The sequence below is a fragment of the Mycolicibacterium tokaiense genome (genome assembly GCF_010725885.1).
Classification (GTDB): domain Bacteria; phylum Actinomycetota; class Actinomycetes; order Mycobacteriales; family Mycobacteriaceae; genus Mycobacterium; species Mycobacterium tokaiense.
Genome location: NZ_AP022600.1, coordinates 186,570 through 198,620 on the forward strand (window position 1 = coordinate 186,570; position 12,051 = coordinate 198,620).

Annotated in this window: 11 protein-coding genes; 5 read left to right on the forward strand and 6 right to left on the reverse strand. The window is 67.8% G+C overall.

Annotated elements, in window-relative coordinates; genetic code table 11:
• Positions 1 to 2: 2 nt before the first annotated feature.
• Genes G6N58_RS00865 through G6N58_RS00875 form a run of 3 tightly spaced genes read right to left on the reverse strand, consistent with a single transcriptional unit; the run spans position 3 to position 3,008 of the window.
• Positions 3 to 680: a DUF899 domain-containing protein gene (locus G6N58_RS00865; RefSeq protein WP_115280122.1), complete on the reverse strand. Its 678-nt coding sequence runs from the start codon at positions 678 to 680 to the stop codon at positions 3 to 5.
• The gene (locus G6N58_RS00870; protein WP_163908575.1) at positions 670 to 1,347 is read right to left on the reverse strand and encodes a pyridoxamine 5'-phosphate oxidase family protein; all 678 of its coding nucleotides are present in this window, start codon (positions 1,345 to 1,347) and stop codon (positions 670 to 672) included. Before G6N58_RS00870 ends, G6N58_RS00865 begins: the two co-directional genes overlap by 11 nt.
• Before the next feature lie 29 nt (positions 1,348 to 1,376).
• Positions 1,377 to 3,008, reverse strand: a complete 1,632-nt coding sequence (locus G6N58_RS00875; RefSeq protein ID WP_115280120.1) for a glycoside hydrolase family 13 protein — start codon at positions 3,006 to 3,008, stop codon at positions 1,377 to 1,379.
• Between the two features lie 256 nt (positions 3,009 to 3,264).
• On the opposite strand from G6N58_RS00875, the gene G6N58_RS00880 reads away from it, so the two are divergent.
• From G6N58_RS00880 to G6N58_RS00900, 5 genes are read left to right on the forward strand one after another with little or no spacing between them, the layout of a single operon-like run.
• Positions 3,265 to 4,554: an extracellular solute-binding protein gene (locus G6N58_RS00880; RefSeq protein WP_115280119.1), complete on the forward strand. Its 1,290-nt coding sequence runs from the start codon at positions 3,265 to 3,267 to the stop codon at positions 4,552 to 4,554.
• A complete protein-coding gene (locus G6N58_RS00885) occupies positions 4,551 to 5,486 on the forward strand; it encodes a carbohydrate ABC transporter permease (protein WP_232067680.1) in 936 nt (311 codons plus the stop codon). Before G6N58_RS00880 ends, G6N58_RS00885 begins: the two co-directional genes overlap by 4 nt.
• Positions 5,486 to 6,313 carry a carbohydrate ABC transporter permease gene (locus G6N58_RS00890; RefSeq protein ID WP_115280118.1) on the forward strand — a complete coding sequence of 276 codons (828 nt, stop codon included), beginning with the start codon at positions 5,486 to 5,488 and terminating at the stop codon, positions 6,311 to 6,313. Before G6N58_RS00885 ends, G6N58_RS00890 begins: the two co-directional genes overlap by 1 nt.
• Positions 6,314 to 6,315: 2 nt before the next feature.
• Entirely contained in the window at positions 6,316 to 7,515 is a 1,200-nt protein-coding gene (locus G6N58_RS00895) for an ABC transporter ATP-binding protein (protein WP_115280117.1), read from the forward strand.
• Between the two features lie 4 nt (positions 7,516 to 7,519).
• Positions 7,520 to 8,791, forward strand: coding sequence for a DUF4032 domain-containing protein (locus G6N58_RS00900; RefSeq protein WP_115280116.1), 1,272 nt, complete (start codon positions 7,520 to 7,522; stop codon positions 8,789 to 8,791).
• 48 nt (positions 8,792 to 8,839) lie between these two features.
• Here the strand turns inward: G6N58_RS00900 and G6N58_RS00905 are convergent, their stop codons facing one another.
• The 3 genes from G6N58_RS00905 to G6N58_RS00915 are packed head-to-tail and all read right to left on the reverse strand — an operon-like array spanning position 8,840 to position 12,042.
• Positions 8,840 to 10,018 (reverse strand): alpha-hydroxy-acid oxidizing protein, encoded by a 1,179-nt coding sequence (locus G6N58_RS00905; RefSeq protein WP_232067681.1) that lies wholly within the window; start codon positions 10,016 to 10,018, stop codon positions 8,840 to 8,842.
• Positions 10,015 to 10,893, reverse strand: a complete 879-nt coding sequence (locus G6N58_RS00910; protein ID WP_163908577.1) for an LLM class flavin-dependent oxidoreductase — start codon at positions 10,891 to 10,893, stop codon at positions 10,015 to 10,017. Before G6N58_RS00910 ends, G6N58_RS00905 begins: the two co-directional genes overlap by 4 nt.
• A gap of 21 nt (positions 10,894 to 10,914) precedes the next feature.
• Positions 10,915 to 12,042, reverse strand: a complete 1,128-nt coding sequence (locus tag G6N58_RS00915; protein ID WP_115281910.1) for a serine hydrolase domain-containing protein — start codon at positions 12,040 to 12,042, stop codon at positions 10,915 to 10,917.
• Positions 12,043 to 12,051: the final 9 nt, after the last annotated feature.

Sequence of the window (12,051 nt, forward strand, 5' to 3'; positions counted from 1 at the left end):
GGTCAGTACTCGTCGTGGCGGCGCATCCACTCGTACGGCGGATCCTGCGGCCAGCCTGCCGGCGAGTCCTCCCACGACTCCTGCCGCCCGTACGCGGTCAGATCCAGCAGGTCGAACACCAACATGAACGGTTCTTCCCCGCGGTCGAAGGTCTGCCAGGTGTGGAACACCCGGTCGCCGTCGCGCAGGAACGCACTGATGGCGTGGCGCTCCTCACCGCCGACCGTGACGCCGAAGTCCTCGTTGAAGGTGGTGCCGCCCGACGACACCCAGGGCAGGTGCAGCCAGCCCATCCGGTCGCGGTAACCGTGCAGAGCCGACACCGGCGCACGGGAGATCAGCACCAGCGCGGTGTCCTTGGCGTGCAGGTGCGACAACGGGCCCAGGTGGTCGGCCATCATGGAGCACCCCGGGCAGCCCTCCTGCCAGTCCGGCGCGAACATGAAGTGCGCGACGATCAACTGCCGTCGGCCACCGAAGAGGTCGGCCAGGGTCGCCGTCCCCGACCCGGTGTCGAATCGGTAGTCGGCGTCGACCTCCACCATGGGCAGACGCCGACGCAGGGCGCTCACCCGGTCCTTGAGCCGCGTGAGCTTCTTCTCCTCGACCAGCAGCTGCGCTCGCGCGGTGGCCCACTCCGCGCGGGTCACGACGGGTGGGCGCGCGGGCTCAGCCGCCATGGCGCCGGTTGGCCAGCTCACCGGTCATGTCGCGCACCGACGCGGGCACCGGGATTTCCTGCGGGCAGTCCGGCGCGCGACGAGGCTCACCGTAGACAGTGGTCAGCGGGACCACCCCGGCCCAGGCGCCCGCCTCGATGTCGGAGTCGGGATCCTCGGGCCAGCCCGCACTGATCTTGCAGGACCAGTTGTCGTCGCCGATCGTCATCTGCAACGCCATGGTGGCAGCCAGTTCCCGGCGGGTGCTGGCCCGCAGTTCGGCCACCCGACCCGGGATGAAGGTGTCCGTCAGGGTCTCCAGGATGTGTTCCTTGTCCTGGGTCGGCACCGGCTCGAACGTGCCGAACAGTGCCGCGCTGCGGTAGTGGAACGAGGATTCGAAGCCACTGCGCGCCACCACCACCCCGTCCAACGCTGTCACCGACACCGCCACCGGAGCGCCGGCGCCGACGGCACGCATCCACGGTGACCCGGTGGAGCCGTGGATGACGAAGCGGTCATCGATGCGGGCGAAGCCGGTGGGAAACGCCACAGGGTGCCCGTCGCGCACCAGCGCGACGGTGGCCAGCGGAGTGGCATCCAGCAGTGCGTACAGGTCCGCGCGCGAGGCGCTCTGCTTCTCGCCGAGACGCGAGATCTGAGTCGTTGGCAGTGACACGACAGTCAGCGTCGCATCTGCGGCACCGCCGCGCCAGATCAGCCCCGCACCCAGACCGCGGCATCGGTGGGCAGCGTATCGGTCACGCCCGGCACCGACGCCAGCACCACCGACACCCCCGGCGGCAGGGGCACGGCTGCGTCGCCGGTGTTGACCCAGCACTGCGCGTCACCACGGGTGAACGCGAGCACGCCGGCGTCGGTGTCCAGCCACGACACCTCGGCGTCGGTTTCCCAGAGTTCGCGGCGCAGTGTTAGCGCATCGCGGTACAGATGCAGGAAGGACGCGGCGTCACCGTCCTGGGCCTGGACCGAGTGTTCACCCCAGTGCGGCGGCTGCGGCAGCCACGGGTCCGCGGTTGCGCCGGCAGGTGAAAAGCCGTAGGGCACAGGACCATTGATCCATGGCAGGGGCACTCGGCAACCGTCCCGGCCGACGTCGGTGAAACCGGATTGCACCCAGGTGGGGTCCTGGCGGGCTTCGGCGGGAAGGTCTTCCACCTCTTCGAGACCCAGCTCCTCACCCTGATAGACGTACGCGGTGCCCGGCAGGGCGAACTGCAGCAGCGCGCAGGCGCGGGCACGGCGCCGGCCCAGATCGTGGTCGGCCACCTCCTCGTCCCAGCGCGAGCGCTCCCACTCGCTCTCACTCAGGCCCGCAGGCTGCGAGCGCGAGTACCGGGTGACCGTGCGGGGCACGTCGTGATTGGACAGCACCCAGGTCGGTGGTGCGCCGACCGACGCCGCGCCCGCCATGGCGTCGTCGATCACGGTCCGCAGCGTGCTGGCCCGCCACGGGGCCCGTAGGAAGTCGAATTGGAACGCGGTGTGCAGTTCGTCCGGACGCAGGTAGCGGGCCAGCCGTTCGTTGCTGGGCACCCATGCCTCGGCAATGAAAACCCGTTCGGGCGCATAACGATTGGCCACCGACCGCCACCCGCGGTAGATCTCGTGCACCCCGTCCTGGTCCCATGCCGGGTGCGTCGCGTTGTGCTGGGCGCCGGCGGTGAGCACACCCCCGTCGGGCAGGCCGGCTTCTTTGACCAGGCCGTGCGCCACGTCGATGCGGAAGCCGTCCACCCCCTTGTCGAACCAGAACGCCAGCACGCCCTCGAACTCCGAACGCACCTCGGGGTGTTCCCAATTCAGGTCCGGTTGCGCGGGCGCGAACAGGTGCAGGTACCACAGATTGTCGGGGTCGCCTTCGACCCGCGACCAGGCCGGCCCGCCGAAGACCGATTGCCAGTCATTGGGCGGCAGTTGCCCACCGGGTCCGCGACCCGGCCGGAACAGATAGCGCTCGCGCGCACCGGGTTCGTCGCGCAGCGCCGCCTGGAACCACCGGTGCCGGTCGGAGGTGTGGTTGGGGACGATGTCCAGAATCACCCGGATGTTGCGCTCGTGGGCGGCGGCGATGAACGCGTCGGCCTGTTCGAGCGTGCCGTAGGACGGTTCGATGTTGCGGAAGTCGGCCACGTCGTAGCCGGCGTCGGCCATCGGCGACGGATACCACGGATTGATCCACACCGCATCGATTCCGAGTTCGGCGAGGTACGGCAGTCGCGCCGTGAGACCCGTGATGTCACCGATCCCGTCCCCGTTGCCGTCGGCAAAGCTGCGGATGTAGACCTGATAGACGACTGCCGTTTTCCACCACGCCGCGTCCGACATCCGGCCTCCTTTGCTGTTTCCGCAGTTGGTCACCCTTCAGCCTGGAAGGTGCCCGATCACGTGTCAAGCGAAACCGAATGCGACACCATGACTTTCACATACGCCCCGGTTGTAATGCGACAGTGGCTGCGCCGCTGTTCGCAACGTTTTCGAGACCAGGGGGGCCTTTCCACCATTTCTTGATGTGTGACACACTGACGCCTATTAAAGTCGCAGATCACACGACCTGTGTCCGCAGTGTGGCGGTGGAGGGCTGATGAAACGTATGCGTCGCGCGGTGGCAACCGCCTCGGCGACCGTCTTGGCGATGGGGCTGCTCTCCGGGTGCGGAGGCGCATCCGGCCCGCCGGTGCTCACGTGGTACGCCATGCCCGACAACGGCGGCGCGGCCACCCGAGCACAGCAGTGTGCCGACGCCTCCGGTGGGGCCTACCAGGTCAGCATCGAGACGCTGCCCGCCAATGCCACCGGGCAGCGCGAACAGCTGGTGCGCCGGCTGGCGGCCGGCGACACGTCGATCGATGTCGTCAGCGTCGACGTGGTGTACACCGCGGAATTCGCCAACGCCGGGTTCCTGCGTCCGTTCACCGCCGACGAGACCGCGCGGCTGACCAACGGGATGTTGCCCGCACCGGTGGAAACCGGTATGTGGAAAGATCAGCTGTTCGCCGCGCCGTTCAAGACCAACGCCCAGTTGCTGTGGTACCGCAAGTCTTTGGCCCAAGCGGCGGGCATCGATCCCACCAGCGAGACGTTCACCTGGGACGAGATGCTCAAAGCTGCTGTGGCACAGGACAAGACAATCGCCAGCCAGGGTGCGCGGTACGAGGGTTACATGGTGTGGGTCAACGCGCTGGTGCTCTCCGGCGGCGGTCAGATCCTCGAGGACGCCGAGGCAGGCCGCAATGCCCGCCCGGCGCTGGCCAGCCCGGCCGGCGAGAAAGCAGCCGAGATCATCGGCAACCTGGGCCGCTCCCCCGCCGCGCCGGCCGACCTGTCCAACGCGCAGGAGGAGCAGGCCCGCGCGACATTCCAGGGCGAGCGCGGCGGCTTCATGCTGAACTGGCCCTACGTCCTTGCCGCGGCGCGCGGCGCTGCCGAGGAGGGCAGCCTCTCCCAGCAGGTGGTCGACGACATCGGCTGGGCGCGGTACCCGCGGGTGTTCCCCGACCAGCCCAGCGCACCGCCACTGGGCGGTGCCAACCTCGGGGTCGGCGCGTACTCCGAGCATCCCGACCAGTCGGTCGCACTGGTGGAGTGCGTGAACGCGCTGGAGAAGGCCACCCAGTACATGCTCGACGAGGGCGAACCGTCACCGTACGCGGCGTCCTACGACGATCCCGAGGTTCGGGAGAACTACCCCAACGCCGACCTCATCCGGGAGTCGATCAGCGAGGGCGGCCCTCGCCCGCTCACCCCCTTCTACGTCGACGTCGCGGGCTCGATCTTCCAGACCTGGCACCCGCCCGCCTCGGTGAACGCCGAAACACCGCAGCGGACAGACGAATTCATGGCAGACGTGCTCAGCGGAAGGCGGCTTCTGTGACCACCGTGGAGAACCCGCCGAAATCTGCCGGCAAGCACGCCGCGCAGACCGCGGCCAGCGATCGGGTCAAGGGTGAGCGCAGGCTGGGCTTCTACCTGACCCTGCCGTCCTACATCGTGATGATCCTGGTCACGGCCTACCCCCTGGGGTACGCGCTGGTGCTGTCGCTGTACAACTACCGGCTCACCGACCCGGCAGGCCGCACGTTCGTCGGACTGCAGAACTACCTGGTGATCCTGACGGATCCGGTGTGGTGGAACGACTTCGTGACCACCGCCCTCATCACGCTGGTCACCGTGGCGGTGGAGCTGGTGCTCGGCTTCTGGTTCGCGTTCGTGATGCTGCGCATCATCCGCGGGCGCGGCCCGCTGCGCACCGCCATCCTCATCCCCTACGGCATCGTCACGGTGGTCTCGGCGTTCATCTGGCGCTACGCCTTTGCCATCGACTCCGGCTTCATCAACCAGTGGCTCAACCTCGGTGCCTTCGACTGGTTCGGCGACCGGTGGTCGGCGATCTTCGTGATCTGCCTCTCCGAGATCTGGAAGACCACCCCGTTCATCTCCCTGCTGCTGCTGGCGGGCCTGGTGCAGGTGCCCGAAGACATGCAGGAAGCCGCCAAGGTGGACGGCGCCACGGCTCGCCAGCGTCTGTTCAAGATCACGCTGCCGAGCATGAAGGCCGCCATCATGGTCGCCCTACTGTTCCGCACCCTGGACGCCTGGCGCATCTTCGACAACCCGTTCGTGATGACCAACGGCGCCAACAACACCGAGACCATCTCGTTCCTGGCCTACCGCCAGAACGTCACCCTGGTGAACCTCGGGATGGGATCGGCGGTGTCGGTCCTGCTGTTCCTGTCGGTGGTGGCCATCGCCTTCGTCTTCGTCAAGGGCTTCAAGACCGACCTGTCTCAGGTGAGGGGCGACTGATGAATTCGAGCACCAAGTGGTGGACGATCGCCGGCATCGTCATCGTCATCTACAGCTTCTTCCCTCTGGCGTGGATGATCAGCCTGGCGTTCAAGCCGCCGTCGGACATCGTGTCCGGCAACCCGCAGTTCCTGCCCACCGCCTGGACACTGGACAACTTCGCCACCATCTTCAGCGATTCGTTGTTCACCCGGGCGTTGCTGAACTCGATCGGCATCGCCGTGATCGCGACGTTGATCTCGGTGGTCATCGCGATGTTCGCCGCCTACGCCATCGCCCGCCTGGAGTTCCGCGGCAAGAAGGTGCTGCTGTCGCTGGCGCTGGGCATCGCGATGTTCCCACAGGCCGCGCTGGTGGGCCCACTGTTCAACATGTGGCGCGGACTCGGCATCTATGACACCTGGCTGGGCCTGATCATCCCGTACATGACGTTCGCGCTGCCGCTGTCGATATGGACCATGTCGGCGTTCTTCCGGCAGATCCCGTGGGAGATGGAACACGCGGCGCAGGTGGACGGGGCCACCCAGTGGCAGGCGTTCCGCAAGGTCATCGTGCCGCTGGCCGCCCCCGGCGTGTTCACCACCGCGATCCTGACGTTCTTCTTCTGCTGGAACGACTTCCTGTTCTCCATCTCGCTGACGTCGACCAACAGCGCCCGAACGGTGCCGGCGGCGCTGGCGTTCTTCCAGGGTGCGTCGTACTTCGAATCGGCGGTGCCCTACATCATGGCCGCCTCAGTGATCGTCACCATTCCCGTGGTGATCCTGGTGCTCATCTTCCAGCGCCGGATCGTCGCGGGTCTGACCTCAGGAGCAGTGAAGGGATAACCATGGCCGAGATCACCATGAGTCACATCGTCAAGCAGTACGGTGACGGCTTCCCCGCCGTCAACGATGTCAGCCTGGACATCGCCGACGGCGAGTTCATGATCCTGGTCGGGCCCTCCGGCTGCGGCAAGTCGACCCTGCTGCGGATGATTGTGGGTCTGGAGGACATCACCTCCGGCGACATGGTCATCGGCGGAAAGCGGGTCAACGACAAGGCACCCCGCGATCGCAACCTCGCGATGGTGTTCCAGAACTACGCGCTGTACCCGCATCTGACGGTCTTCGAGAACATCGCCTTCCCGCTGCGGCTGGCCGGCAAGATGTCCGATGACGAGGTCCGCAAGACCGTCACCGAGGCGGCGAAAACACTGGAGCTGCAGGACCATCTGGACCGCAAACCGGCCAACCTGTCCGGCGGTCAGCGCCAGCGCGTGGCCATGGGCCGGGCCATCGTGCGCCAGGCCGACGCGTTCCTGTTCGACGAACCGCTGTCCAACCTCGATGCCAAGCTGCGTGGCCAGATGCGAATGGAGATCCTGCGTCTGCAGCGCAAGCTGGGGGTCACCACCGTGTACGTGACCCACGACCAGACCGAGGCCATGACCCTGGGAGACCGGGTGGCGGTGCTCAAAAAGGGTGTGCTGCAACAGGTTGCCAGCCCCCGCGAACTCTACGATCAGCCGGTCAACCTGTTCGTCGCCGGGTTCATCGGATCACCGCCGATGAACTTCGTCCCCGCCTCGGTGCGCGGCGACCAGCTCGAGCTCCCGTTCGTCACCATTCCGATGCGCCCGGAGTGGAAGTCGGTCACCGATGACGGCAAGGTCTACATCGCCGGGATCCGGCCCGGCAGCTTCGAGGACGCTTCCCTGATCGATGGGGACAAGGCCGATCGTGGCGTCTCCTTCGACGTCGACATCGACATGACAGAGTGGCTGGGCAACGAGCAGTACGCCTTCGTGCCGTTCGAGGCTCCCGACGAGATCACCAACCATCTTGCGCAGCTCGCCTCCGAGCTGGACAGCGAGCAGCTGCGCACCCAGCTGTGCGTGGAACTCGATCCGCTGAGCCGGGTGCGCTCCGGCGACAAGGCCACACTCTGGCTCGACACCTCCCGGTTGCACCTCTTCGACCCGCAGACCGGTGAGAACCTCACCCGCACAGCAGGTTCGGAGCGACGCGAACCGGTGACCACCGGCTGAACCCGTGCGTGCCCCTGAGCTGCGGCTGCGGGCGCCGACCCCCGATCTCATCGCGCTGCCGTGGGACCGGCCGCTCTCGGAGTGGATGGTGCCCGAGGTACCGCTGCGCGACATCGCCGTGGGTCCCAGCCGGCACCTGGTGAAATTCGTCGACTGCGACGGGCAGCTGTGGGCGCTCAAGGACCTGCCCCCACGGATCGCCGTCCGGGAGTACGACGTGCTGCGCCAACTCGAAGAGATGGAGCTGCCCGCCGTGCGGCCCGCCGGGGTGGTGCTGCAGCCCGAACACGAGACCGCGATCCTGGTGACGCGGTATCTGCAGGGATCGTGGCAGTACCGCCGGCTGTTCATGCGGCTGCCGCCCGATCAGCCGCGGCACCGGGCCCGGCTGCTCGACGCCATGGCCAGCCTGATGGTGGAACTGCACCGCCACGGCGTGTTCTGGGGCGACTGCTCACTGGCCAACACGCTGTTCTCCCGCGACGGCCAGGTGCTGCAGGCGGCTCTGGTGGACGCCGAGACCAGCGCGGTGCACCCCCGCCTGTCCGATGGTCAGCGCCAGATGGACATGGAGATCCTGGTGGAGAACGTGGCCGCCGGCATGGTGGATCTGGCGGCCCGGTTGGACCGTCCCGAGGACCTGAACGATGTGCTGATCGCCGAGGCGTTCGGGGTACGCGAAACTTACGACCGGCTGTGGGAAACCCTGCACACCGAACCGGTTTTCGGCTTCTCCGACCGCTTCGAGGTGGAGGGCACCATCCGCCGGCTCAACGAGCTGGGCTTCGCCGTCGACGAGGTGTCCCTGCAGCCGCTGTCGGCGGATCCGAGCCAGCTTCGGCTCAAGGTCGCCGTGGGTGACCGCCGCTACCACGCCCAGCACCTGCGTGCATTGACCGGTCTGGACGTCGGTGAGGGGCAGGCCCGCATCCTGCTCGGTGATCTCCACGCCTACCAGGCGCAGCTGTGCCGGGAGGCGGGTGAGGACGTCGACGAGTCGACGGCCGCGCGGCTGTGGCTCATGGAGGTCGCCACCCCCACCATGCACCGCGCGCACACCGCAGTGGGCAACGCGGGCACCGACATCCAGGCGTTCTGCGATCTGCTCGAGGTGCGCTGGCTGTTGTCCGAGCAGGCCGGTCACGATGTCGGTACCGAGCGCGCGCTGGCGGCGCTGTCCCGCAACCGCGTGCCCGCCGCCTCGGCCGCCGAGATGGTGGTGGTGGAAGTGCCCACCGAACCGTTCGAGGTGCTCTCCGAACCCGACGACGAGTGATTTCGGCGCGCACGTAACCGCTCAGCGGTTACCAGCGCGCCGAAATCGCTAGAGAACGCGGCGCAGGGCGTCGGGGGTGAGGTCGGCCAGCGACGTGTAGCCGTCGACGGCCATGATCAGGTCGGCCTCGGCCAGGATGGAGCGCATCACGTGTGTGACGCCGTCCGCGCCGGCCAGTGCTGCGCCGTAGGCGTAGGGCCTGCCGACGCCCACCGCCTTGGCTCCCAGGGCCAGGGCCTTGACCACCTCGGCACCCGAGCGCACCCCGGAGTCGAACAACACCGGCACGTCGCCGGCGGCTTCCACCACCGCGGGCAGGCAGTCGATGGCGGGCAGGCCGCCGTTGGCCTGGCGCCCGCCGTGGGTCGAGCAGTAGATCCCGTCCACCCCACCGTCGATGGCACGCCGCGCGTCGTCAGGGTGGCAGATGCCCTTGAGGATCAGGGGCAGTGTGGTCAGCGACCGCAGCCACGGCAGGTCGTCCCAGGTCAGCGGATTGCCGAACACCCCGGCCCAGTACGGCACGATGGATCGCGGGTCGGCGTCGATGGTGGCGCCGTCCACCCCACACTTCTCCCGGAACACCGGGTCACTGGTGTAGTTGGCCAGACAGTGCCCACGCAACTGCGGGAAATTGGCGGTGCTCAGGTCACGCGGCCGCCAGCCCGGCACCCAGGTGTCCAGGGTGACGACGATGCCCGCGTAGCCGGCCGCCTCGGCCCGGCTGACCAGACTGGCCGCGAGTTCCCGGTCGGTGGGACAGTACAACTGGAAGAACCCCGGGGTGTCGCCGAACTCGGCGGCCGCCGCCTCCAGGGGATCGGCCATCAGCGTCGAGGCGAACATCGGGATGCCGGTGCGGGCGGCCGCCTGCGCGGTGGCGATGTCGCCGTGGTTGTCCTGGGTGCAGATTCCGATGACGCCGATGGGCGCCATGAACAACGGTACCGGCCAGGTCCTGCCCCACAACTCCACCGTCAGGTCACGTTCCTTGGCGCCCACCAACATCCGGGGTATCAGACCCCAGCGCTGGAAGGCGGAGACGTTGACGTTCTGGGTACGTTCGTCCCCGGCGCCGCCCACCACGTACGACCACACCGACGGCGGCATCGCCTGCGCGGCCCGCGTTTCCAGCTCGGAGAACGTCATGGGCAGCGACGGCTGCACACCGGTGAGTCCACCGAAGTAGATCTCGTACTGGTAGGCGCCGTAATTCGGCTGTGTCACGCGACTTCCTTCACCACATCGGCAACAGCCCGGAGCTGGCCCAGGTCGGAGCTGGTCGGAATCAGATGGATCTCGTCGGTGCCGATGGCCGCAAAGCCGCGCAGCGTCGCGGCCAGCTCGTCCTCGCTGCCGGCCCATCCGGTGGTGGGGGCCATGGCGTCGACGAACTCGGCGGGGACCCAGTTGATGTAGCGACGTAGGTGGGTGTGCACCTGAGCGCGGGCCGACTCCTGCGGGCCCAGCGCAAACCAGAACGACGTCGCCAGATGGGGTTTCGGTTTGCCCGCCTCGGCCCAGGCCTGCCGCGCGACGTCGAAGAGCTCATTTTGCTTGTCGACATCCAGGTCCAAGGTGGTGCCCGCCATGCCGTCGGCCCAGGCGGCGGCGCTGCGCACCGTCTTGGGACCGACAGTTCCGACCAGCAGCGAGGGTCCGCTGTCGCGCACCGGAGGGCCAACGGGGAGAACGGATTCGGTGAGCTTCTCCCCCGCCCAGACCCGGCGCATGGTGGCCACCCGCTCGGCCATGCCCCGCATGGTCTGGGTGCTGACATCGGCGCCGACCGCCCGGTAGTCCTCGTGCCTGCCGCCCACCCCGAGACCGACCGTGAGCCGGCCCTCGCTGAGCAGGTGGCCGGTGGCCAGCGCCTTGGCCAGCATCACCGGGTCGTGCAACTGCGGCACGATCACCGTCGTCACCAACTGCACCCGGTCGGTCCACGCCGCCAACGCACCCAGCAGCGTGAGGCTGTCGGGGTTGTCGAAGGCGATGCGCTCACCCCAGCACAGCGAGGAGAACGGTCCGTTGTCGACGGCGGCCGCCCAGGACCGGAGAATTGTTGCGTCGAGATCCGGCTCCATCACCGGCATCGTCATGCCCACCTGCACGCCGCGATGCTATCCCGTGAGGTTGTAGACATGGTCGGGAGTGACGATAGACGTCACAGCCGTGGCGATCTGGCCGGCGGAGTGATCGGCGGGCACATCGGAATTGGCGAACACCACCAGCGTGGCGTCCTGCTCGGGCAGATACACCGAGACGGTGGTGTAACCGGGGATATCGCCGTTGTGGCCGATCCAGCCATGGGTGTCGAAGATGGCGAACGCGTAGGTGACCCCAGGGTGTGCGGCGGGCCCGGCCAGCCGCTGGGCGTGGGTCTCCGGCCGCAGCGACCACCCCCGGCCCACGGCGGCCGCCCACACCTTCATATCGGCCAGATCCGAGATGATGGCACCGGCCGCATCACCCCAGGACGGGTTCCAGAACGTCGCGTCGACCACGCCCCCGTCATCGGGCAGGCCAAGGTAACCGTGGGTGAACGGCTCCGGCATCGCACCATTGGCGGGCCACGTGGTGTGCCCCAGTCCCAAGGGCGCAAACACGTGCTGGCGCAGGTAATCCGGTAGCGACTGCCCGGTGACCCGGGTGACGACCATGCCCAGCAGCACGGTGTTGGTGTTGGAGTACTCGAATTTCTCGTTCGGAGCGAAGTTGGGCGGGTGCCGGAAGGCGATGTCGACGAGTTCGCGCGGGGTGGTGGCGAAGGCGTCCGGTCCGGTGGGCGCCTCGGCGAAGAACCGGTCTTGGAACGCCTCGTCGTCGGAGTAGTTGAACAGGCCGCTGCGCATCCGCCCCAGCATGTCCAGGGTGATCCGGTCGCCGTTCGGCACGCCGTCGACGTACATCGCGATGGGATCGGTCAGCCGGATGCGGCCCTGGTCGACCAGTTGCAGTACCGCGGTTCCGGTGAAGGTCTTGGTGACGCTGCCGATGCGGCTGTGGTCGGCCGCTGAGAGCGGCGCCCCGGTCGCGGTGTCGGCGACCCCGACGGCGGTGGTGTAGTCGATGCGGCCCGGGATCGACAGACCCACGATGGCCCCCGGGATGCCCATCTCCTGCACCGTGGCGGCGATGGCGGCATCCAGTTGGGCACGCAGATCCGGAGGTTGGGCCACCGCGGGCGCGGCCAGCCAGGCCACCAGCACCACCGACAGCACAGCAGCCGACACCCGGCCACATCGCAGGACAGTCAC

Coding starts and splice junctions, on each gene's coding strand:
- G6N58_RS00880 (WP_115280119.1), top strand. CDS start 3,265: ATGAAACGTATGCGTCGCGCGGTGGCAACCGCCTCGGCGACCGTCTTG.
- G6N58_RS00875 (WP_115280120.1), bottom strand. CDS start 3,008: ATGTCGGACGCGGCGTGGTGGAAAACGGCAGTCGTCTATCAGGTCTAC.
- G6N58_RS00865 (WP_115280122.1), bottom strand. CDS start 680: ATGGCGGCTGAGCCCGCGCGCCCACCCGTCGTGACCCGCGCGGAGTGG.
- G6N58_RS00890 (WP_115280118.1), top strand. CDS start 5,486: ATGAATTCGAGCACCAAGTGGTGGACGATCGCCGGCATCGTCATCGTC.
- G6N58_RS00910 (WP_163908577.1), bottom strand. CDS start 10,893: ATGACGATGCCGGTGATGGAGCCGGATCTCGACGCAACAATTCTCCGG.
- G6N58_RS00895 (WP_115280117.1), top strand. CDS start 6,316: ATGGCCGAGATCACCATGAGTCACATCGTCAAGCAGTACGGTGACGGC.